Annotated in this window: 23 protein-coding genes and 1 pseudogene; 3 read left to right on the plus strand and 21 right to left on the minus strand. The window is 66.4% G+C overall.

Translation table 11 applies throughout. The annotated features are described in order from the left end of the window. The 5 genes and pseudogenes from ACMZPQ_RS07185 to ACMZPQ_RS07205 all read right to left on the minus strand — a co-directional run. Nucleotides 1-267 (minus strand): annotated as a pseudogene (locus ACMZPQ_RS07185) (hypothetical protein); the annotation flags it as partial. Nucleotides 268-672: 405 nt separating this feature from the next. Further along, nucleotides 673-2,382 (minus strand): sensor domain-containing diguanylate cyclase, encoded by a 1,710-nt coding sequence (locus ACMZPQ_RS07190; RefSeq protein WP_197580755.1) that lies wholly within the window; start codon nucleotides 2,380-2,382, stop codon nucleotides 673-675. Nucleotides 2,383-2,514: 132 nt separating this feature from the next. Further along, on the minus strand, nucleotides 2,515-3,699 hold the full coding sequence (locus ACMZPQ_RS07195) for a peptidoglycan DD-metalloendopeptidase family protein (RefSeq protein ID WP_197580756.1): 1,185 nt from the start codon (nucleotides 3,697-3,699) through the stop codon (nucleotides 2,515-2,517). 1 nt (nucleotide 3,700) lies between these two features. Further along, nucleotides 3,701-4,309 carry an AprI/Inh family metalloprotease inhibitor gene (locus ACMZPQ_RS07200; protein WP_197580757.1) on the minus strand — a complete coding sequence of 203 codons (609 nt, stop codon included), beginning with the start codon at nucleotides 4,307-4,309 and terminating at the stop codon, nucleotides 3,701-3,703. Nucleotides 4,310-4,408: 99 nt separating this feature from the next. After that, the gene (locus tag ACMZPQ_RS07205) at nucleotides 4,409-5,053 is read right to left on the minus strand and encodes a TetR/AcrR family transcriptional regulator (protein ID WP_197580758.1); all 645 of its coding nucleotides are present in this window, start codon (nucleotides 5,051-5,053) and stop codon (nucleotides 4,409-4,411) included. A gap of 123 nt (nucleotides 5,054-5,176) precedes the next feature. Here ACMZPQ_RS07205 and ACMZPQ_RS07210 point away from each other — a divergent pair, with 123 nt between their 5' ends. After that, nucleotides 5,177-7,471 (plus strand): TonB-dependent receptor domain-containing protein, encoded by a 2,295-nt coding sequence (locus ACMZPQ_RS07210; protein ID WP_197580759.1) that lies wholly within the window; start codon nucleotides 5,177-5,179, stop codon nucleotides 7,469-7,471. Between the two features lie 20 nt (nucleotides 7,472-7,491). Then, nucleotides 7,492-8,382, plus strand: coding sequence for a tyrosine-protein phosphatase (locus ACMZPQ_RS07215; protein WP_414485974.1), 891 nt, complete (start codon nucleotides 7,492-7,494; stop codon nucleotides 8,380-8,382). A gap of 100 nt (nucleotides 8,383-8,482) precedes the next feature. On the opposite strand, the gene ACMZPQ_RS07220 is transcribed toward ACMZPQ_RS07215, so the two are convergent. The 5 genes from ACMZPQ_RS07220 to ACMZPQ_RS07240 form a co-directional block, all read right to left on the minus strand. Further along, nucleotides 8,483-8,857: a hypothetical protein gene (locus ACMZPQ_RS07220; RefSeq protein WP_197580761.1), complete on the minus strand. Its 375-nt coding sequence runs from the start codon at nucleotides 8,855-8,857 to the stop codon at nucleotides 8,483-8,485. Nucleotides 8,858-8,920: 63 nt separating this feature from the next. Next, complete coding sequence (locus ACMZPQ_RS07225) at nucleotides 8,921-9,181, minus strand: hypothetical protein (protein ID WP_197580762.1); 261 nt, start codon at nucleotides 9,179-9,181, stop codon at nucleotides 8,921-8,923. Beyond that, nucleotides 9,178-10,530 carry a TFIIB-type zinc ribbon-containing protein gene (locus tag ACMZPQ_RS07230; protein WP_197580763.1) on the minus strand — a complete coding sequence of 451 codons (1,353 nt, stop codon included), beginning with the start codon at nucleotides 10,528-10,530 and terminating at the stop codon, nucleotides 9,178-9,180. The genes ACMZPQ_RS07225 and ACMZPQ_RS07230 overlap by 4 nt, the downstream gene beginning before the upstream one ends. Before the next feature lie 20 nt (nucleotides 10,531-10,550). Then, nucleotides 10,551-11,690, minus strand: a complete 1,140-nt coding sequence (locus ACMZPQ_RS07235; protein ID WP_197580764.1) for an SPFH domain-containing protein — start codon at nucleotides 11,688-11,690, stop codon at nucleotides 10,551-10,553. 101 nt (nucleotides 11,691-11,791) lie between these two features. After that, nucleotides 11,792-12,676: an NAD(P)-binding domain-containing protein gene (locus ACMZPQ_RS07240; RefSeq protein ID WP_197580765.1), complete on the minus strand. Its 885-nt coding sequence runs from the start codon at nucleotides 12,674-12,676 to the stop codon at nucleotides 11,792-11,794. Nucleotides 12,677-13,320: 644 nt separating this feature from the next. Here ACMZPQ_RS07240 and ACMZPQ_RS07245 point away from each other — a divergent pair. Then, nucleotides 13,321-14,832, plus strand: coding sequence for a helix-turn-helix domain-containing protein (locus ACMZPQ_RS07245; protein ID WP_197580766.1), 1,512 nt, complete (start codon nucleotides 13,321-13,323; stop codon nucleotides 14,830-14,832). Between the two features lie 55 nt (nucleotides 14,833-14,887). On the opposite strand, the gene ACMZPQ_RS07250 is transcribed toward ACMZPQ_RS07245, so the two are convergent. The 11 genes from ACMZPQ_RS07250 to ACMZPQ_RS07300 form a co-directional block, all read right to left on the minus strand. Continuing rightward, nucleotides 14,888-15,124, minus strand: coding sequence for a hypothetical protein (locus ACMZPQ_RS07250; RefSeq protein WP_197580767.1), 237 nt, complete (start codon nucleotides 15,122-15,124; stop codon nucleotides 14,888-14,890). Between the two features lie 206 nt (nucleotides 15,125-15,330). After that, the gene (locus tag ACMZPQ_RS07255; RefSeq protein WP_197580768.1) at nucleotides 15,331-16,410 is read right to left on the minus strand and encodes a hypothetical protein; all 1,080 of its coding nucleotides are present in this window, start codon (nucleotides 16,408-16,410) and stop codon (nucleotides 15,331-15,333) included. 21 nt (nucleotides 16,411-16,431) lie between these two features. Continuing rightward, entirely contained in the window at nucleotides 16,432-16,779 is a 348-nt protein-coding gene (locus ACMZPQ_RS07260) for a hypothetical protein (protein WP_197580769.1), read from the minus strand. A gap of 47 nt (nucleotides 16,780-16,826) precedes the next feature. Continuing rightward, a complete protein-coding gene (locus tag ACMZPQ_RS07265) occupies nucleotides 16,827-17,411 on the minus strand; it encodes a RebB family R body protein (RefSeq protein WP_197580770.1) in 585 nt (194 codons plus the stop codon). Then, nucleotides 17,408-17,644, minus strand: coding sequence for a RebB family R body protein (locus tag ACMZPQ_RS07270; protein WP_197580771.1), 237 nt, complete (start codon nucleotides 17,642-17,644; stop codon nucleotides 17,408-17,410). Before ACMZPQ_RS07270 ends, ACMZPQ_RS07265 begins: the two co-directional genes overlap by 4 nt. A 70-nt stretch (nucleotides 17,645-17,714) precedes the next feature. Continuing rightward, nucleotides 17,715-17,987 (minus strand): RebB family R body protein, encoded by a 273-nt coding sequence (locus ACMZPQ_RS07275; protein ID WP_197580772.1) that lies wholly within the window; start codon nucleotides 17,985-17,987, stop codon nucleotides 17,715-17,717. Between the two features lie 60 nt (nucleotides 17,988-18,047). Further along, nucleotides 18,048-18,314 carry a RebB family R body protein gene (locus ACMZPQ_RS07280; RefSeq protein WP_006446865.1) on the minus strand — a complete coding sequence of 89 codons (267 nt, stop codon included), beginning with the start codon at nucleotides 18,312-18,314 and terminating at the stop codon, nucleotides 18,048-18,050. A 26-nt stretch (nucleotides 18,315-18,340) separates the two neighbouring features. After that, nucleotides 18,341-18,610, minus strand: coding sequence for a RebB family R body protein (locus ACMZPQ_RS07285; RefSeq protein ID WP_046985582.1), 270 nt, complete (start codon nucleotides 18,608-18,610; stop codon nucleotides 18,341-18,343). A 43-nt stretch (nucleotides 18,611-18,653) separates the two neighbouring features. Continuing rightward, the gene (locus tag ACMZPQ_RS07290) at nucleotides 18,654-18,944 is read right to left on the minus strand and encodes a RebB family R body protein (protein WP_005416648.1); all 291 of its coding nucleotides are present in this window, start codon (nucleotides 18,942-18,944) and stop codon (nucleotides 18,654-18,656) included. A 255-nt stretch (nucleotides 18,945-19,199) separates the two neighbouring features. Continuing rightward, nucleotides 19,200-20,153, minus strand: a complete 954-nt coding sequence (locus ACMZPQ_RS07295) for an NUDIX domain-containing protein (RefSeq protein WP_197580773.1) — start codon at nucleotides 20,151-20,153, stop codon at nucleotides 19,200-19,202. A gap of 30 nt (nucleotides 20,154-20,183) precedes the next feature. After that, entirely contained in the window at nucleotides 20,184-21,956 is a 1,773-nt protein-coding gene (locus ACMZPQ_RS07300; RefSeq protein ID WP_312646722.1) for a hypothetical protein, read from the minus strand. Nucleotides 21,957-22,023: the final 67 nt, after the last annotated feature.

Here is a 22,023-nt window from a genome sequence, read left to right on the forward strand (position 1 = left end):
GGGGGGGGGGGGGGGGGGGGGGGGGGGGGGGGGGGCCCCCCCCCCCCCCCCCACGCACTGCCCCGGTGCGCGCCCCTTGCGCTGCAATGGCTGGCCGTCGGCCGCTTCCACGTCGCGGATACGTTGCAGGCAGTCCAGCAGGGTGATGCCGTTGGCGGCGGGATGGGCGGCGAGGGTTCTTTCCAGTGGCTCGGCGAGGCTGTCGGGCAATTGGCTGGCGACGTCACCGAGGGTGGCGAACAGGTGCGGGTAGCGGTTGGCGCTCATGGCGGTTTCCTTATGCGTTGCGCGAAGGAGCCACCCTGCTTAACAGCAAGGGTGGCGGACGGTGCGTGGTTGCAATACCGGCGACTAACGTTGCCAAAGCTCCGGCGGGCACGAGGCCCCCACGTACCGCCCGCCGTAGATGCGCGGACAGATTGCCTGCCGGCGCCACCCACAGGGGATGGACGACGCCGACAGGCAAGCGTAAACAACATTAGTCGAACGGGATTGCAAGCCCGTGCCACCCGTTGTCGGTGGCTCGATATGATTTGCATGCAGCGCCTTGGCTGCCAATGAGAATAGTTGGAAAGTTCGAAAGGATTGGAACATCGGCGCACTCGCGCAGCGGAAGATCGAGATGTGCCGATCGCGACATTGCCTGCGATGCCGCGTAGCGGGTGTGGCCCGTCAGGACGCCGGTCGCGGATGCCGGCGCACGCGTGCGCGTTCGCGATACAACCGGCTGTCGGCACGCTGCAGGGTATCGCCCACCGATTCGCCGGGCATGTGGTGCGTTGCACCGAGAGAGAACGGTGTGGGGGACTGCGCGGCATGCTGTGCATACCACTGCTCCAATACCGCCAGTCGCCCCGCGTCCGGCTTGGTCAACACCACCATGAACTCGTCACCGCCCATCCGTACCACGTTTTCCGCTGCGCCCAGCGGCAAACGCAGGAAGGCGGCGAACGCCACCAGCACGGTATCGCCGCGCGCATGGCCCTGGGTGTCGTTGATCTGCTTGAAGTGATCGAGGTCGAACATCAGGCAGGCCCACGGCTGGTCCACCAGGTCGTCGAGCCGTGGCAGGAAGCGGCGGTTGTAGCTCTGGGTCAGCGGGTCCTTGAAGGACAACTCGCGCAGCTGCTGTTCCTGCATGCGCAGCGCGGTAATGTCCTGCGCGTGGCCCAGTACATAAGGTGGCGATGCCTCGCTGTCGAGCACGTTGTGGTACGCCCAGAAGTGGCGCGTGCCGTCGGCGGCGATCAGCTCGATCACGCCGGCATCGGTATGGTTGACTTCAATGCGCGCGAGATACGCCTTGAACGCGGCGTGCTTCTCTGGCGGCATCAGGTCGCACAGGCTGCGCCCGATCATGTGGCTCTCGTCGAAGCCCAGCGATTGCACCGCGGCCGGATTCACCGAGGTCAGCACGCCTTCCAGCGTGTGCGTGCAGATCAGCCCGAGGCTGTAATGGAACAAGCGCCGGTAGCGCGTTTCGCTGGCCTCCAGCGCATCCAGTGCGGCGCGTTCTTCGGTGATGTCCTGGATGGCGCCGACCAGGCGCGGGCGCCCATCCACCTGCTGCCGGCTGCCGACCACGCGCGTCCAGATGGGGCGGCCATCGGCAGTGGTCATCGGCAGTTGCAGTTCCCAGGAGGTGCCTTCGTCGATGCAGCGCTGCACCGCCGTGCCGATGATGTTGCGGCTGTCTTCGCGGTAGAACGACAACGCGGTTTCCAGCGTGGGTTGGAAGGTGCTGCGCACGCCGTGGATCAACTTGGTCTCGCGGGTCCAGCGCACCTCGTTGCTGGCCAGGTCCAGCTCCCAGCCGCCCACCCGCGCGGCACGGTTGGTGCGCTCCAGGAAATCCTCGCTGCGCTTCAGTTCGCGGTGCAGTGCCTTGGCCTGGCCGACCTGCGCCATCAGCGTGCTGCGCTGTTCCAGCACCTGGGTGGTGACCCGGGCCAGATGCACCATCAGCTCGCGCTGCGACGGTGACAGCACGCCGGGCATCGGGTCGAGCAGGCACAACGTGCCGATGCGCGCGCCCTGCGCGGAACCCAGCGGGATGCCGGCATAGTGGCGGATGCGCGGCCCGCCGATCACCAGCGGATTGGTGGAGAAACGCGGGTCCTGGCGTGCGTCGGGTACCTCGAAGAGTTCGTCCTGCTGGATGGCATGAGTGCAGAAGGAGATGCTGCGCGCAGTCTCGCTGACACCCTCCAGGCCGATGTTGGCCTTGAACCACTGGCGCTCGCCAGCCACCACCGAGATCAGGCCCATGGTCATGCCGGTCGCGGCGCGCGCGGCGGCGACGATGGCATCGAACACCGGCTCGGGCGGCGTATCGAGCAGATGCAATCGATCAAGCTCTAGCAGTCGTTCGGCTTCGTCCATGGCGCGTGACCGGGCGTGGGCGGGAGGCTGCAGCGGCGGCAACAACGCTAGCGCCGCGGGTGTTATCTAGTGCCAAGCACAGGTGATGCCAGCGTGAGGCGAGCTCGCCGCCGGCCGCGCCCATCGCCGCGATCAGAAGCCAATCACCACATCGCTGAGCGGCAGCTGCTGCCGGCGTGGCTGGGCTGGTGGGCTGTTCCAGGGCGGTCCCTGCCCGAACAGCTGCGCCTCGGTTTCCGCTCCGAAATACTGGAACTGTTCGAAGACGTAGGGGATGCCCTCCGAACCTTCGAAGCGAGCGCCATTGGAAAGCTGGAAATGCAGGTGGGGCGCGGCGGAGTTGCCCGACTGGCCCAGCGCCCCAAGCGTCTGCCCGCGTTGCACCCGCTGGCCCGGCTTCACCCTGACGCTGCCCCTGCGCAGGTGGGCATAGCTGGCGAACACCCCGGGCGCAATCTCCAGCACCACGTAATTGCCGAACAAACCATGGCTGGTCAGTGATGCCGGTTCGGGCTGCGCGGTAAGGGGAGGGTGCTCGGGCTCGCCATCGCGTGCATCGCGCACCACGCCGTCGGCCACCGCAATGACCGGTGCCGCATAGCCCACCCAATCCTGGTGTCGCGTCTTCTGCAGGCGTTCGGGGGCGGCATGTACCGCATGCCCCTGCGCATCCACGCCGACCAGATCGAGCGCGAAGCGCTGCGGAATGGTCAGCGCGCCATTCACCGCCACCAGGCTGCCCCAATGGTGCGACTGCGCCGCACCCGGGCCCTCATGGGCGAGCCAGCGGCCACCCCGCAGCGGTGGCCCGAGCACCGGCAGCGTCTGAGTTTCTACGTTGACCGGGGTCCCATCAAGCGTGTTGATGCCGCTCTTTTCCGTGGCGAAATCGATGTGATGGCGCAGCACGTGGGGAACCGCTGCACCTGCAGGCAGTGTCAGCCAGACGAACAGGACCACGCGCTTGCCGGCAGCGATGGCCAACGGCGCGCCCTCGGTGGTGGTGGGCCGTGCCCATGCGGCCAACGCCGCGGCATCCAGCATCAGCAGTGGCGTGGTGGAGGTGTCGGCGAACACCTGCAGCCCCTGCGGGACCAGCGTACCGGTGTCTCCGTAGAAATTGCTGATGTGCAGCTCGTAAGCAAGATGGCGTGCACCGTCACTGCCGGTGAATGGCGCTGGCGCAAACGGAACGCGCGCCTCGACAGGTGCCAACGGGGGCGGTGCAGCGGTGGCTGCGTCAACTACCGCACCGGGCAGCAGCATTGCAGCCCACAGCAGCCAGCGGCCGGCCTCGGGCGCGCGGGGGCAGGGCATCTCAGCGGCCGTTGGGATTGAGGTACAAGCGCGCTCCATCTGACTCACGGTACCCCGACCAACGCCCGCCTCCCGATGCGCGGAAGCGTCCAAAAACGGTGTTGCTGGTGTCGGTGAGCAGCAGTTCGTTGTCAGACAGCACCCAGCGGTTGGCCGAGAAGAAGCCGTCTGGACAGCCGGCGGGCACGTACGCGCTGTAGCCACCGAACCATTGCATGTTCTTCAGCTCGATGGTGCAGTTGCTTCCGTTTTCCTGGCCCAGTGTCCAGCGACCGAACAGATCGCTGTCACGCACATCGCGGTCGCGGCGACGGCGATCGTGCCCCCAGTCATCGTCGCGGCCCTGTACGCCGAAGCCCACGTCCATGCCCGTGGTTTCGCTGCGTGATTCGGACTGCGAGGTGCCGAGGGTGGTGGTCTGCGTGGTCAATGCGCCGCTGTTGCCTGAGGCGGATATCTCGCTGCTCAGGGTCTGGGTGCTGCTGGATTGCGTGGTCTGATCGGTGCGGGTGGTCTGTTCGCTGGCGCCGAACGAGGCGTCCTGGGCGACGGCAGGCAGGGCCACGCAGCACAGTGCCGACAGAAAGGTACGAGCAAGCACGGCAGCCATCGCTGGAACCTCGGAGGGGAGACCGGGCGAGTATCAGGCCGGCGGGGCGGGGCGCGCGTGATGGCCTGCCGCGCGCGGCCGGGTTCCCCCTTGCCAAGCTCAATCCGCCATCACCCGCCCGATCGCATCAGCCAGCAGGGCGCGCACGCGTGCCGGTGGCAGGTCCGGGTCGCGCACCGCGCGCATGGCCAGGCCTTCCACCAGCAGTCGCAGCAGCAGGGTGCGCCCGGCGATGGCCTCCTCGTCCACCGTCCGGCCCAGGCCCACGTCACGCTGGCGCAGCCAGGCATGGATCGCGGCGCTGGTCTGCTGGTCGTGAGTGCGCAGCACTTCGGCCAGCACCGGGTCGCGGTGTGCCTCGGCGTTGATTTCCGCATAGAGCGCCACGCTGGCGATGGCATTGCCGTGGATCGGCAGCACCTCGCCACGGGACCATTGCAGATAGCACTCCAACAGCCCGTCGACCAGGTCGGACGCCGCCGGCATCTCGCTGATCGAGGCCTGGTCGTGGCGAAGCTGGCGTTCAATCAGGGCCAGTATCAAGGCCCGCTTGTTGGCGAAATAGCGGTACATCAGCCCTTGGCTGATCTCGGCCTCGGCGGCGATATCGCCGATGGAACCGGCGTGGAAGCCGCGGGTGATGAAGCACTTCTGGGCGGCATCGAGGATGCGCCGGCGCTGGGCCTCGGCGTGTGCGGCGGCGGCGTCATCAACGGGAGGGGCTACGGCGGGCTTTGGCGTCATTGCGGAAGGTCAGGGCGTCCAGAGGCGGGATAGTACGTCACAAAAGATGTGAATGAACGGTCATTCATTTGTAATTCCCGCCTCCCAGACTGCGCCGGCCTTCTCCTTCCGCGAATGAGTCCGATGCGCCACGCCCTGCTGCACCGCCCGCTGCTCACCCTCGCCATTGCCGCCGCTCTGCCGGCGCTGGCCCATGCCGAAGACGGCCCGACTACCGATACCAGTGCTACGGCGTCCGCCGACGCGGCGCGAACCGTGGTGGCGCTCGACCAGGTGGTGGTGACCGCGCAGAAACGCGCCACCAACCTGCAGGAGACCCCGATTTCAGTGTCGGTGGTGGATGCCGAAGCGCTGAGGGATCGCAGCGCGATCTCGCTGGGCAGCCTGTCCGATGGCTCGATTCCCTCGCTGCGGGTGACCCCGTTCGCGACCCGCAGTTCGGCACTGAACATCGGCATCCGTGGCATCGGCGCCTCCGGCGATGCCAACCAGCCGGCGCGCGATGCCGGCGTCGGCATCTACGTCGACGGCGTGTTCATCGGCCGAGCGCAGGGCCTGGGCAGCATGCTCTACGACGTGGAGCGCATCGAAGTGCTGAAGGGCCCGCAGGGCACGCTGTTCGGGCGCAACACCGAAGGCGGTGCAGTCAGCATCGTGACCAAGGCGCCGACCGGCGAGTTCGGCGGCAGCGTCAGTGCCGGTGTGTCCAACTACAGCGGCTACAACAGCGCGCTGCACCTGGACCTGCCCAAGGTGGGCGATGTCAGCTTCAAGATCGACGCGGTGCAGGCCAAGCGTGGCGGCACCACCGACAACCCGATGCGCGGCGAGCGCGACTTCAACAGCTACGACAAGCGTGGCGCACGCCTCAGTGCGCTGTGGCAGCCACGCGATGATGTCTCGGTGCTGTATGCGTTCGACCGTTCCTATGATGCGACCACGCCTTACCACACCCAGGTGCTGGTGCCCGGCGCCTACCTCAGCCCGCTGCAGAAGGCCGGAGCCAGCCTCGACCGCCGCGACAGCGCCATCCTGGGCGGCCCGCAGGAAGACAACATCGGCCGCACCAGTGGTCATCTGTTGAACCTGTCGTGGACCTTGAACGAGAACCTGGAACTGAAGTCGATCAGTTCCTATCGCGAACTGACCCAGGGCCAGTTCGACATGGGCCTGGTCGATGCGATCTCGGCCTACGGTGGCGCGGGTACGCCGTTCGGCCGCTACAGCCTGGCCCAGGTCTACCAGCACCAGTACAGCCAGGAGTTCCAGCTGATCGGCAACACCGCGCAGGTGCAGTTCCTCGGCGGTGCGTTCTACTACCACGAGACCGCGGGCGACAATGCACAGACGCCCAACATGCTGGTGTGGGGGCCGGGCGGCAACAGCTACACGCTGAACCCGGCCACCAACCCGCTGGACCTGTCACGGGTGCGCATCGACCGCGCCAGCAAGGCGTGGACCGACAGCCTGGGCGTGTTCGGCCAGGCCACGTGGACCCCGGAGGCCATGCCGGGCCTGCACCTGACCGCCGGTGGCCGTTACACCCGCGATGACAAGAAGGGCAGCCTGTACACCGTCAACGGTGCGGCGACGAATCTCGCCTTCAAGGACCGCTGGAGCCGCTTCGACCCGATGGTCAACATCGCCTATGACCTGGGCGAGCACGCGATGGTCTACGCCAGGTACAGCACCGGCTTCAAGGCCGGTGGTGCCAACTCGCGCTCGACCAACTACACCGCGTTCGGGCCGGAAGAGGTGACCGCCTATGAGCTGGGCTTCAAATCGCAGTTCTGGGACAACCGTGCGCGCCTGAACCTGGCGGTGTTCGATTCGACCATCGCGCACAAGCAGATGGACTTCTCGCTGCCGTTCGACCCGAACAGCGGCGAAACCCGCACCACCATGGTCACCACCAATGCACTGAGTGATGGGAAGTCGCGGGGCGCGGAGCTGGAATTCAACGTGATGCCGGTGGACAACCTCACCCTCGGCCTCAACTACGCGTATACGAAGATCGATGCGCAGACCGCCACGGACCCGTTCGGTGCCGGTGTGCAGGTGACCGTGCAGCCGCTGCTGGCGCCGAAGAATGCGGGCAGCCTGTCGGCCGACTACCTGGTGCCGTTCGCCAACTTCTCGGCGCTGAAGTTCCATGTGGACGGCAACTGGTCCGATGGCTACTACACCAGCGAGTACGACCAGATGCTGACCGACAGTTCGTTCGTGGTGAACGCCCGCGTGGCACTGGTGGATGTGCCGGTGAACAGCACCGGCACCACGATGTCGTTCTCGCTGTGGGCGCGCAACCTGCTGGACGAACAGCACCTGTTCTACAAGCTCAACAGCCCGGCGCTGGGCCAGACCGGCATCTTCAACGACCCCCGCACCTTCGGCCTGGACGTGGCCGTCAACTTCTGATTGCAATGGAGACCCACATGATGACCCGCCCCACCGAACTCGCCCTTGCCCTGCTGCTGAGCCTGCCGATGGCCGCCACCGCGCTTGCCGCCGATGCACCGCGAGCCGTGGCGCCGCAGGCCGCGGCCGCCAACGTGAAGCCCGTCGCCGCCGATGCTCAGCGCGTGATTCCCCTGCAGGGCGCATGGAACGTGCGCACCTTCGCTGGCCTGCAGGGCCGCCACGGCCCGATTCCGGCCGCTGCGTTCGTGCGTACCGCCGATCTCGGCCGGCTGACCGACGCCGATCGCGATGCATTGGCCGCCGCCGGTGTGAAGCTGGACATCGACCTGCGCACCGCGGACGAGCAGGCGCAGTCGCCGGACCTGCTGGCCAGGGATGACCGCTTCGACTACCGGCGCATCTCGCTGATGGGCACGGAGAAGATGGACCTGCAGAAGATGATGACCAGTTTCCCGGATTCACTGGGCGAGGCCTATGTGCAGTGGCTCGGCCATAGCCAGCCGCAGTTCAAGCAGGTGTTCCAGCGCATTGCCGCGCAGCAGGACGGCGCGGTGCTGTTCCATTGCACCGCGGGCAAGGACCGCACCGGGATCATCGCCGGCCTGCTGCTGGACCTGGCTGGCGTGCCGAAGGCCGAGATCGTGCACAACTACGCGATTTCCGCGCACTACCTGGAAGGGCAGCCGAAGGACAGTGCGATGAACGCGCAGATCATGGCGCTGATCAAGCAGAACCCGGAGATCGGCCGCAAGATGGCCGGCATGTCCGGTACCGCACCGGACAACATGGAGCAGTTCCTGGCCGCGCTGCACCGCCAGTACGGCGGTGCCGAGGGCTACCTGAAGTCGATCGGGGTGAGCGAGCAGGAGATCCAGCAGTTGAAGGTGCGGCTGGGGCAGGCGGGCTGAGGCGGGCAGTGGCCAGGAGGGGCTCCCCCGCAGCGATCTGCGGGTGGGCCCACGGGTTCCGCATCGATCTCGACGGGTCGTGGGCCGATGTTCGCACCGGCTACAGCATTTCGAACGCCGCCAGTTTGCAGGTGGCCGAATAGCGGAACACGATCGAGGAGTTTCCCGGTGAGTTGGCTCCCTGGCCATCCTGGAAAGTCGCCTGCACCTGGCTCCCATTCAATTTCGCTGCGAGAACCGCTGCGTACATGGCTTTGCCGCCATCCGTGGCGGTATCGATCCAGATCATGGAGTGGTCACAGGAACAGCCGGTCAGCGGCACTGTCATGCCGAAACCGGCAACCCCCTGCGACGGAATGAGGCCCGCAACTTTTCCGATGACGTTGCATACCTTCTGGGCATGGGCGGGGGGCGCCGTGGCGCCTGCTGCCATGGCGACCAGCAGTCCTGCGACAACTCTCGATACTCGCTGCATGAACCTGCTTCCTTGTTGGGTTGTGCAATAGCGTAGCGCAGGATGGGACCGCGGCCGCATTCCTCAATCGCCTTCCGGCTTCACCCTCACGACCCGTATCCGGTACTGGTACACGTTGTCGCCGTCGATCCGCGTGGCCTCGGTGCCCCGCACCTGGCCCACCTTCTGGTTGGAGCCGGTGACCGGTTGAGCCTTGACCTCGGTCTCGTGCTCGAAGGCGTGCGATTTGTCGGTGTTGCGGTAGTAGCGGTACAGCGCCCAGTACAGCGCGGTTGCGCCGGCCGGGCCTGCCGCCAACAGCCAAAGGCCGCTATCGTCGCTCATGAGGTCGCCATCAGGATGAGGATTGCCAGTGCTTCAATGACCGTGCCGGCGGTCAGCGCCGCCAGCAGCATCTTCCACTGCTGCACCGGCACGCTGCCCATGGTTTCGCCGGTACGGCCGTTCACTGCGATGTAGTGCAGCATCCCGCCGTTCTTGCCGGGCTGGTGGTACGAGTACAGCCAGACCGGCAGGTACATCGATACCCAACGGGTGCCATGCACGTCCAGCTGTTCCTGCTCCCAGCGCACGCCACGGTTGTAACCGCGTACCGAGGCCTCCACCTGCGAGCGCGCGATGGACAGCAACTGGTCCTCAAGCCGTGGGCGCAGCTTTTCCACATCCAGGTTGCGCTTCTCGGAGGTGTAGCCCGCCAGGTACGAGGCGTTCCACTTCACCGCGTTCTTGGTGTCGAACGGCAGGATGGTGTTGATGATGTTGTTGGTGTTGGCGCGGATGTCCAGGTTGCCGCGATCGGCAGAGGATTCCAGCGGCAGATCGTCAACGGTGAAGTCGACCTGGCGCTCGATCTGGTAGATATCGGCGTCGTACACGGTGCGCTTGTTCTTCTCGCTGCCCACCGTGTACTGCCGGGTCTGGATCTCGCCCTTGCCGGCCACGGCTGCGCTGACGTTGCTGTCCACGATCATGTACGGCAGGAACACGCCCACCACGTTTTCCGGGGTGAACTGGTCCTTGAACGCCTTCAGCGCGAACATGCGCCGCTTGTCCACGAACTGACGGATGCGCGCGACCGCATCGTCCTTCTTGATGTGGAACGGCAGCACCGCGTCGGGCACGGCGCCATTGGTGATCTGTTCGTTGACGCCGAACACGTGGCGGCACCAGTGGCAGCGCGCCGTCATCGTGCTTTCGGTATTGACCGTGACTTCGGCGCCACAGCCGGTGCACTTGAAGGTCATCAGCGCCGAGGTGTCGGCATCGATGTCACGCGCACCGGAGGCGATGACCGTGCCGCGCAGCTGGTCGATGGCCTCGCCCAGCCCGAACTCCTCCTCCACGCGTGCGCCATGCCATTCGTGACGGCAGTACAGGCAGACCAGGATGTCGGTGCCGGCCTTGGGCCGGATGTCGGTGGCGCCGCACTTCGGGCAGCGGTTGAGGCCGTCCTTCAGTTCGCTGGCCGAAGTGTCGATGGCCAGCGGGTCGGGCGCTTCCACCTCTTCGCGGATGGCCTGCGGCAGTTTCGAAGTGTCCAGCGGGAAGCTGCCGGGCAGGGGAGGGACGTCCTGCGGCGAACCGGGCCCATCCAACGCCGCCGCCGGCAAGGGCGGCGGCGTTGCAGGCATGGATCCGGGCAGCGGCGGGGGGCCGTTTCGGGGATCGGACATGTTCGTTGCGCGTCCTGCCGTTACAGGCCCAGTGCCTTGGCCTTCAGGGCGTCATAGTCGCCCTGGGTGATCAGGCCCAGGTCCAGCATCTCCTTGGCCTTCTTCAGCTTGGCCACCGGATCATCCGCGGCCGGCGTCACCGGCTGCTGCATGCCGCCGACGCCGAACATGCCCGAGGCCATGCCGACACCCACCAGGCCTGCCGCACCGCCGTTTTCGCCGGCCGACTGGATGCCCTGGGCGACGCTGGCCTGCAGGTTGGAGTTGCCGCGCGAACCGGACAGCGCATCGGCGCGCTGCACGGTCTTCAGCAGTTCACGGGTGTTGGCGTCGTACTCGATGGAGACGATGGCGGTCTTGACGATGGCCAGGCCGCGATCGGATTTCCACTGGTAGCCCTGTTCGACCGCGGCCGACAGGCTCTGCGCGAAGCCCAGCGAATCCTGCTGCAGCTTGGTGATGCGGTTGCCCTTGCCAGGATCGTTGGTATACAGACTGAAGGCCGGTGCCAGCGAACCGACCACTTCATTGAACAGCTGGCTGGCGGCGGCGTTGTCCAGGTCGGTGAAATCGAACACCTGGCCCGGCCGCAGGTAGCTGGCCGGCACGAAGTTCTTCACGAACAGGATCGGGTCGACGATCTTCAGCGTATACGAGCCCCGGGTGACCGCACCGACCTGGGTGTTGAGGAAGCCGTCGTCCCAGTAGATTTCCGACTGGGTACCGAAGCGGTTGTCCGGCAGTTCCTTCAGCGACACGAAGTACGCGGCCTGCTGCGAGCCGGGCTGGCCGCCGAACTTGAAGCGTTCCCAGCTCTGCTTGATGAAGGTGCTGACCAGGCCATCACCGGCGAAGATCGACTGCGAGTTCAGATCATCCGAACGCCACTCGTAGCCACCCGGCTCGGCGACGAAGGCGGTGATCGCGCCGTCCTGGAACAGCAGCAGGCCGTAGCCTTCCGGCACGACGATCTTCGAGCCATTGCTGATGATGTTGGACGAGCCGCTGGTGTTGGAGCCGCGACCGGCATTGGTGCCCTGGGGTACCGCCGCGAACAGGGCAGCGGTGGACGGCAGGCCTGCCGGCACGGTGTAGAAGTCCTTCCACTGGTCGGCGAGAACACCGCCTACCGCACCCTTGACTGCCTGTACCAGACCCATGTCCAACTCCCTGTGATTCGAGGGCAGGCACCATGCCTGCCGACCTGGGCTGAATATAGCAGCGGCCGGGGACGGCAGGAGTGCCGGAAGATGAATCCCGATCAGGCCCGGCCGGGACCGCCCGGGCCGGCACGTACCGCCTGCAGCACGGCGGCCATGTCCAGCGCGCCCAGCCCGGCGTTCTGCGCCTGCGCGAACAGGGCATCGCTGGCGTGGATCAGCGGTGCGTGCATGCCGACCTCGCGTGCGGCGGCGGCCACCAGCACGCTGTTCTTGTGCACGTCGGTGATCGATGCCTGCACGGCAAAGTCGCCACGGGCCATCTTGTCCAGCTTGATCCGTGACACGTCACTGGCCATCGGTCCGGCATTGAGCACCTGGGCGAAGCGTTCCAGCTCAATGCCGTGGGCTTCGGCAAAGTGCACGGCTTCGGCCAGGCCGGTGACCAGCGTAATGAGGTACAGGTTCACCGCCAGCTTCATGCGCAACGCAGACGGCACGCTGCCGCAGCCCACCGTCTGCCGGCCCATCGGCGCCAGCAACGGTGTGGCCACGGCGAGATCGGCCTCGCTGCCAGCCAGCAGGATCACCAGCTGCGCCGCTTCGGCCTGCACGCGTGAACCGGACACCGGCGCTTCCACGTAGCGGCCACCCGCGGCGCGGATCTGTTCGGCCAGCGCCTGTGAGTACGCTGCCGAGCTGGTGCCCATGTTGATCAGCAGGCGGCCCTCGACCCGCCCGGCGAACGCCGCGCCATGCCGATCGAGCACGCTGTCGATGGCACCGTCATTGGCCAGCATCAGGATGAGCGTGTCGCAGGCGGCGAATACTTCGTCCACTGCCTTGCAGACGTCGATGTCGGCGGCGCGCGCGGCCGCATGGTTGCGGTCGGAGCGCGACCAGCCACGCACGCTGTGGCCGGCACGCGCCAGATGCGCCGCCATCGGCGTTCCCATCACGCCCAGGCCGATGAATCCAACGGGCATGGCCGACTCCAGATCTGGACAGGGCGCCCATCATGCCGCAGATGGGCGCCGTGTGGCTCAGGTGCCCGCGGGCAGGATCAGTGCGTAGCCCACCAGCAGCAGGACGCACAGCGGCAGTGTGACGAAGGAGGCGATCATCCAGCCCAGCGCCTTGCGCGATGCCACCGTGGCCGGGCCGATCTGGCCGGCGGCGAGGGGAGCGGATTATGTGGTCCGTTCCCGCTGCAGGACAGGGGCGGAATACTGCGCGCTGCGCAGACATCACTGGACCGCGCCAGAGCCCGTGAAAATGCGTGCTTTCTGCCGGTGCCGCACCCTGTGGGACGTGAAGGCGGCCGGATGCCATGGATATTCACGTGATTATCATCAGGTTTCTCTTGAAACTCCGGTTGGTTAATCGGAACACCCGGCGCCGTGAAGACGCTGGGGGAATCCGGATCCGTCCGACGTCCGCATCGTCGACCCACCGACGGCAATCCCCTGGGGGCATGGGGGCGGACAGCGTGCGCGTTGATCTGCGTGTGCAACGGCTGGCGCGGAGTGCGGCGTTGGCATCGCAGCATCACGCAATGAAGCCAGACGCTACGCATTGCGCGATCGCCTGGTGCAGGAGCACCGGGGCGCCATTCGCAAGGGGAGTTTCAATGCACAGGCAAGTCAGTGAGATGTTGCAGCGCGCCTATCGACCGTACCGGTCCCTGCCGGACCTGTTGGGCGCGTTCGTCAAGGAGTTCTCGCAGCACCATGCATTGCGCGGAGGTCGCGTCCATCTGCGCGGGCCCGGCACCAGCACGTCGGACGCAACCACCGCCGCGGCCGGCACGCGGGCGCGCGGCAGCGGCCAGCGCCTGCCGATCCGCTATGGCGGCGAAGTGCTCGGTGAGCTGCAGCTGGAAGGGCAAGCCGGGGATCTGGACAGCAGCGCGCTGGCGCTGGGCGAAGTGTTCGCGCACCGTTGCGCACACCTGATCAAGCGCTACGAGGCGCAGGCCTGGGCGGAGCAGGCGCTGAGCCGTTCGTTGCTGCTGGTGGGCGCCTGCGATGCACTGAAACGGATGGAGGAATTCGTCGAGCGCGCCGCGGCAAGCCGGCTGCCGGTGCTGCTGCGCGGCGAGTTCGGCACCGAGAAGATGGAGCTGGCCGCGGCCCTGCACAGTTGCGGCCCGCGACGGCGAGGGCCGTTTGTCGAAGTCAACTGCGCCCACCCGCAGGAAGGACCTGCCGACTGGTTCGACCGCGCCCGCGGCGGAACCGTCTACTTCCACGAAGTGGACGAACTTCCCGTACCCCTGCAGGCGCAGCTCTCGCATTGCATCCGCGGCCTGCACTCGGCGACGGCTGACGCCGGCGCGTCCCGTGCCATCCGGGTCATTGCCTCGACCAGCGCCGACCTGGAGCAGCGCGTGCGCGAACGCCAGTTCTCGCGTGCACTGCTGGCCGGCCTGGAATTCCTTACCGTGGATATTCCCCCACTGCGGGAGCGCAGCGAAGACATCGATGCACTGGTGGCACGTTCGCTGCAGCTGCACGGGTTCAATCCGCATGTCATCAGCGAAGACGTGCTGGACGCGCTGCGCGGCCACGACTGGCCGGGCAATCTTCTGGAGATGGAGCGTGTGGTGGTTCGCCTTGCGGTGATGACCGGTGGCCGCAACATCCACCGCGAAGATGTACTTCGTCATGCGCCGGGGTTGAAGCTGGCCGGCGCCGCTGCCTGTGCCGACCCTGCCGGCATTGGCCTGCCCCTGCAGCCTGCGGGGGATCTGCTGGCGAACGCCCAGGAAGAGCATCGGGTTGCTGCTGCCGCATCCGCGGCATCGCATGAAGGCCTGCACGACGGGCTCAAGCGCGCACTGGCCTATCTGAAGGATCACGCCGCCGAACCGGTGACGCTGGGCGACCTGGCGCGGCAGGCGCATGTCAGCCAGTCGCACCTCGGGTTCCTGTTCCGCAGCGAGCTGGGCACCACCTTCAAGCTGCTGTTGCAGCAGCTGCGCATCGAGCATGCCAAACAGTTGCTGCGCGGGGGCCAGCGCCTGCGCATCACCGATGTCGCCCTGCAGGTCGGCTTCGGCGACCTGAGCCACTTCGAGAAGAGCTTCCGCCGCGTGGTCGGGGTCAGTCCGCGCAGCTATCGCCGCGTACCGGACCAATAAGAAAACCCGGCACAGGCGCGAGCCTGGCCGGGGCATGTCATCGCCGCAGCGGACGCTACCTGGCGTTCGCTTCGGCCGCCCTGCGCACGGCTTCTTCAGCGGCCTGGTCGGCCCGTCGGGCGGCTTCATTGGCGGCCTCGATCGCCTGCTGGGAGACCGCCATCGCTGCGCGGATGCCTTCCTCGCTTGCAGCAAGCGCAGCTTCGGCCAGCTCCTGCGCGATCTCCATGGGTGTCTTGCCGCTGGGGTGGACGGGCTTGGGGTGCGGGGGCAGCGGGGTCGGGAAGGTCATTGCCGGAACTCCTTCTGGGGCTGGGGAGGGGGAGCCGTCAGCGCGCTCCCCCAGGATGTGGCGCAATGCCGCCTGGGCATCCGCCAGGATCTTCTGCGCCTGTTGCCGGGCCTCGACGCGTCCGGCGGCAACGGCTGCGCCGGCCATCGAGCCGAGGGCCTCCGTGGCCGCCTGTACGCCGTCACCACCTGGCGCCGGAGGCGGGTTCACACTGCATCCGCCTGATAACCCACCTGCGCTTCATCGCCCAGGTAGCGGCGGGTCCTGCGGTAATCCTGCAGGGTGATCACGTTGTCCTCTACCTGTATCAGCGCCTGCGCTTTGGAGCCATCGATCGCGAACTGCACGCTGGCACCATCCTGGCCGAGCTGGCCACGGGAGACCGGGTGTTCGTTGAGGAATTCCTGCGCATCGCGCAGCTGCCAACGCACTGCTTCGCGCAGCCGGTTGTCATCCAGCAGAAGGTCGGGATCGTTGTCGAAGCACGCAGCCATCTGCTGGGCCGCCAGCGAGATGCGGGCATAGCCGATCTGCCGGTTCGCAGCCAGGCTGGCGGCGATCGCCTCGCGCACCTGCTCCGGCGATGGCAGCTGTTGCAGCTGCGGCCCGTCCAGGAAACCGAACAGGATTGGCAGCACCTGCTGCAACGCGCGGGTGGCACGCGTCAGCCGATGCTCGCGGCTATCGCCGCCGGCATTTACCCGTCGGTAGAAGCGGAAGTAGTCGGCAAACTCGATGGGCCTGCGTGCGTGCAGCAACGCGAAGCTGGCGGCGTCGGCCAGATCATCGTGCCCGGCCGTGGACATTCCCACCTCACCGGCCAGCTGATGGAGCGCCAGCGATTCACGAAAATCCAGTTGCTGCAGCAGGGGGGCATCCGCGGCACCGATCGAGGCCAGGAAGGCACGGGAAGCGCCGAGTTCGGTGTTGGTCAGCATCCGGTGCCGTGCCAGCACTCCCTGCGCCTCGCTGTGCGACAAGCGTGTTTCCTCGCCCAGCTCGATGTGAAGCAGAGCATCGAGTTCGCTGCTGCCGAGGCTGAGCAGCTTGATCGGGCCGATCTGCAACCCGATGCGCGGCAACCATGTCATGCGTGAACCGTGCAGACCCTGTTGCACGCCCTCAAGCATCGCGCCTTCGTCGGCGAAGGAATAACGGTGCTCATGCGATTCAATGGCCCACCTCAGCCATTGCTCGCCGCCGTCGATGAACCGAAGAACGCGCCTGCTGGATGGACTGAGCAGGGTAGCCTGGGGGATGGAACGACCGGCAATGAAAACGCTCATGCGTGGCTCTCCTTGGCGGCCTCACTGGGCCGGAAAATCCTTGAGGACGTTCGCAGCAGCACTGCCGACGCGGGTGAAGTCGTCGGTCGCCCCCTGCATCATGGACTGTGCCTGGGTGAGTACCCTCGCATATTTTTCGTCCCCCGTCGCCAGGTACTGGGCCATGGCCACGCCGGCCGCGGTAGTCGCGATGGTGGAGACATTGCGCAGGGCGTCGGCGGCGTCCTGCACGGCGATGGCCGCCGACTGGGCCACCGACTGGTAGGCCTTGCCGGCGCCGCTGGTCTTCACCACGGTTGCGGACATGGTGGCCGTCTGCACCTGGTTGATCACATCGATGACCTGGGCGTTGACGTTGCTCGGGTCCATACGGGCTCCTTGATGGGCGGGTGCGGCCGCAGGCGGCCTGCGCGGTGTCAGGTTCCGGCGCCAGCGTGGTCTGTGGCCGGGGAGGGCGGGGAGTCTGGCGCGGGATCCTGGGCGGGACCTGCGGCCGGATCCGGACCGGACGAGGGGTCGGGCGCAGGACCGGGCGCGGGCGCTGCCGCCGTTCCTGCAAGCTGTTCAAGCGTATGCAGGCTGGTGGTAGCGGCCGCAGCGTCGGCAGTGGCACCGTGGGTCTGTGCCTGCAGGACGCTGATGGCGGTCTTTCCTTCTGCGGTGGCCGCGGCGATCACTGCCGCAGGCGAAGGGGGCGTCGGCACCGGTCCAGGCAGGGGGATGACCTGCGGCGGTGGCGGCGGAGGGGGTTCCGGAGCGGGGGGTGGTGCCGGCCAGGGGGCGTTGATCATCTTGGCGCAGGTGGCGGTGACCGCGGCGTTGCTGACCATGCCCGCGCCCTGCTGGCGCGCGACCGCGTTGTGCATGGCCGTGCCCAGCGTTTCCAGCATCACCATGTCCAGCATGCTGAAGGATTGCGCCGGACCCTGGGCCACCAGCAGGGTCGAGGCCGCACTGACGCTGTCGACGATCTGGCTGTTGACGGTGTTCTCACTGCTCATGACGGAACGGCTCCCTTCTGGAGGATCAGGGCCAGGACCTGGGCCAGGCTCGCGCTGGCGGTCACCTGGCCGCGTTGCTGGTTGGCCGCCGCGTTCTGCATTGCCAGGCCGAGGCTGTCGGCCATCGCCAGGTGAGTGGCGGACATCGCGAACGAGGGGGCGAGGGCGATCGCCAGCCCGGCCCCGGCGCTGGTGGCATCCAGCAGGTAGCCGGTGGCAGGCGATGCGGCCATCGATCAGGGGCCCGACGTGACGCCACCCGGGGCGGGGGCGCGGTGGTTGGCGTCACGCCGGGCCGACACGTCAGCGCAGACCCAGGATTTCGCGGGTGGCTACGCCGTTGGAGGCGGTGTCGATCGAATACAGCGTGGACACCCCTTGGGTGGTCGACGCCTGCATGGTCACGTAGGACTGCTGCTGGTTGTTGGTGGCGTTGTGCGCCGCATTGGACAGTGCCTGGCTGGTGGCGACGAACAGGTTGCCCATTGCGATGGCCGGCGCATCACCAAGCACCTTGGTGTTGACCTGCGAGACCGAATCGGTGATCTGGCTGTTGACGGCGGTGGGAAATGCCATGGTGGAAGCTCCTAGGATGGACAGCACTACGGGAACGGAGATTGCCGGCACTCAACGGGTTCAGCCGAGAATCTTCCGGGTGGCGGCGCCGGTGGCGCCGGTATCGACGGCGTAGAGCAGCGCGACGCCCATGGTGGTCGCGGCCTGTGCCGTGACATACATCTGCTGCTGGGCGAGCGTCGCGTTATGGGCGGCATTGGCCAATGCCTGTGCGGTGGCCTGGTACAGCGTGCCCATCGCCGTGGCAGGCGCCACGCCCAGCACCTGCAGGTTGGCCTGGCTGACCGAGTCGGTGATCTGGTCGTTGACGGCCGTGGGAAATGCCATGGCTCAGCTCCTTGCCTGCCGGCGCATCACGCGCCGAGGATCTGCTTGGTGGCCACGCCGGTGGTGGCGGTATCGATCGCGTACAGGGTGGCCACCCCCATGGTGGTGGCGGCCTGCGCAGTCACATAGGACTGCTGCTGGGCATTGGTGGCATTGTGGGCAGCGTTGGCCAGCGCCTGCGCGGTGGCCTGGTAGAGGTTGCCCATGGCCACGGCGGGGCCGTCGCCCAGCACTTTGGTGTTGACCTGGGTGACTGAATCGGTGATCTGGTCGTTTACAGCGGTCGGGAATGCCATATCGATCTCCTTGAGGTTGGCGGGTCAGCTACGGAACGACAGATCAGGAACCCAGCCCGCGAACGCGGGTGCTGAGGATTTCCTTGCTTGCCACGGCGGTGGTGGCGGTATCGATCGAGTACAGCGTGGCCACGCCCATGGTGGTGGCCGACTGCGCGGTCACATAGGACTGCTGCTGCGCGTTGGTGGCGTTGTGGGCGGCGTTGGCCAGTGCCTGTGCGGTGGCCTGGTACAGATTGCCCACCGCCACGGCGGGCGCATCGCCCAGCACCTTGGTGTTGGCCTGGGTGACCGAATCGGTGATCTGGTCGTTTACCGCGGTTGGAAATGCCATGTCCTGCTCCTGCGAAAAGGTGGAAGTGCGTGGTATCCAGCGTCACGGTGCGTGGTGCGTAACTGCGTGTGCTTCACCGTGGATGCAGAGTAGAAAGAAGCGCTGCTGGCGGATTGGTGGAATCGACGGAGAATGCGGGGAAAACGGTGTGAAGATCGGGGCCGTGATACGGGCGGATTGCTGGTCGGTGCGGTATTTCGACGATTGCGCATCAGCCCCCGCGCGGTCCCATCACCTGCAGCCTCAGTCTCAGTCTCACTCTGCGGGCAGGCCCTCGATGTAGCGCGCGATTGCGGCATACCAGTCGATGCTCTGCCGATGCGCGGGACCGCCTGGAGGTGGAATCACTGGCTGGCGTACACCCAGCTGCGAGGAGATCTCGGCTTGTTCCACCCGTTGCACGCGCGACAGTTCCCAATCCACGATTGAATCCGACGTAGGGCGGCCCATCCAGGCCGGTCGTGGCGCCAGATTCTGGTTGAGGGTGGTCGCCACGGTCGCCAGATCGATATCGGCGGGCGCGGCGAAGCAGACCAGGAAGAACAGCACCTGGTCCGGCGGGTCACGGAACGCCACGGTCTGGTCCATCACATAGCTGGCATCGAGGGTCAATCCGGTTTCCTCGGCGAACTCACGACGGGCCGCCGCTTCGGCGGCTTCGGTAGCGCCCATCGCGCCTCCGGGAAGTGCCCATTGCCCGGCCTGGTTGATGGTTACCAGCGGCCGCTGGGCGACCCAGGTTTCCAGCGCCTGCTGCGCCGTGACAATGCGCGCGCCAAGCGCGGCATCCGGCCACACGGTGATGGGAGGTGCGCCGAGCGCGACGCGACCCGCAAAACCGGCGGCCAGCGAGGCGCGATCGACTGCGGTCAGCACCGACGGAATCGCTGCCTGCAGCGCCTCGACGGTGTTGATGCCGCGGGCTGTCTGGACCTGGCTCGCCGCGGTGGCGATCGCTGAAATGGCGGTGGCATTGGCCGTCACCGTACCCCAAGCGGTACGGGCGGCGGTCTCGGCATTGGTCAGCAGTGTGATGGCGCTGTCGGTCTGGGCAGCGCGGCTCGCCGAAGTCAGCGCCGTGTTCAACAGCGCCCCAGCCTCCATCACCAGAACCGGAGTGGCATAGGCGCTCCACCAGTTGTTGGTAGTGCGCTTCTGGGCAATCAACCATTGGGTGCCGGATCGTACGGCGGCATAGACCTGGGGCATCAGTGTTCTCCTTCGGGTGGGTGGTTGCGGTCAGTTGTTGCGGTGTTCGATCAGATAGCGGGCAGGCTGCACGGCATTGCCCTCGGCGTCGGTGACGATCGGCCGGTACAACGTGTCGTAGCGCGCTTCCCATGGCGGAACGCCTTCGCGTTCCAGGAAGCGGCGTTGATCTGGCGGTGGCAGGTCAACCGGCCCCGGCACCGGTGGCAGCGGTTGGCCGAGATCGGTCAACCGATCAGCCAGTTCCCGCGCGACGGCCTGTATGCGTGCGGTCAGCGCCGCACGGGTTTCACGGCGGCGGAAGTAGTCCAGGTCATTCCAGTCCACATCCGCGCGATCGCGCAGCCGTTCGATGGTGTTGAGCACATCCCAGTCTTCGAACGCGTTGCGCCAGATGGTGGGTTCTCTCAGCACCGTAGGCAGGTTCAGCACCGCCCATTGGTAGGTCGCCAGATCCTGGGTGCGCAGCACGTCCAGCAGCGAGGCTTTCAACCAGATGCCGGTCAGGTCCTTCAGGCTGCTGTGATAGGGCGCCCAGTCACGCTGCGCCGCTGTCAACGTGCTGCCCTGGTCCGCGTCGATGGCCTGGGTGGAGCTGGCGTCCCACGCAGCGCGCTGCATTTCCAGCTGCATGGGCTCGCTGATGGCGGCCATCGCGCCGGTGAGCAGCTTGCTTGAGACCAGGTAGAGCACGGCGCATCGCGGCAGCTGCACCGGGTCGAATGCATGCTGCCTGTCCAGGCCCTGTACATTGAAGATGTAGCCACAGCAGGCGCGCAGCAGGACATGCCGCCAGTACCAGTGATTGAGCTTGCGGTTGTCGCGCTCGGTGATGCACGGAGGATGCCCGAGGCCGGTGAGCAGTTCGGTGTACCGGGGCATGGCTGTCTTGCGCAGCATGTACAGGTAGTAGCCGCACAGGGTCATGGGCAGGTTCATCTGCGAGGAGAATCCGCTGGACCAGAACTTGCTGTACTTGGCAAGAATGATCTGCCGTGTGTAGCCCGGCCACGTGTCCTGCTGCAACTGGAGGCGATAGCGGGCGGCAGGAATGTTGATGCCATCGTCAACGTTGTAGCGATTGACCTCCGCGTCCACCCGGGTCCAGTCGGCGTACTCGCAGCGGGCAGGCGCAAGCTGTTGTGCAGCGTTGTCCCGCTCGTGCAGGCCAATCAGGCCAGCATTGGCGGCATCAGTGAGAAGGGCGCGCAGGCGCCCTTGGAAGCGCTCCTCCCAATGGTGGAAGAGGCAGGCTACGATCGGTGTGCCGTCGTCCATCGGCGGATCGTCGATCTCCATGCGGTCCTCCGGCGGGGGCACGGTGACCGCGACCGAATCGCGGAGCGCCTGAACCAGCTTGGCTTTGAACGCGTACGCTGCTTCGATGGTGCTGAAGTGCAGGGGCGGACTGACAAGTTCAAAGGTGTGGTCGGAATCGGATTCGATCATCCATGGGCCGTTCTCGCCGAGGTCCAGCTTCGTGGTGTTCTTCCACGCGATCTCTCCGGGCCTGAGGCGGGCGGCGGTCACATGGGTGAATGCGAAGATCGAACTGTCGTGCGTACAGAACTCGATCTCCATGCCGTAGGTGTTCCACGGAATGGCTTCGCCGCCCTTTCCGACGGTGATGTTGTTGAGGACCAAGGCTTCCGTCGGACTCGAGTCCTGCACGGTCAAGCCGATGATGTCGTTGCGGATGATGTTCAGCATGGAGCACCCTGCGCGGCGCGAGGCCTGGAATGGCCGGCTCAGGGGCATGCTAGAAACGGGGAGACTGCGGGAATCGGCGAAATCGACGCGCAATGCGGTGCCATTGCGTGGATCGGCATGGATGCGGCGGAATCGACGACGGCGGGTCGGGGCCGCGCCG

The sequence above is a fragment of the Stenotrophomonas maltophilia genome, assembly GCF_047497515.2.
Lineage (GTDB): Bacteria > Pseudomonadota > Gammaproteobacteria > Xanthomonadales > Xanthomonadaceae > Stenotrophomonas.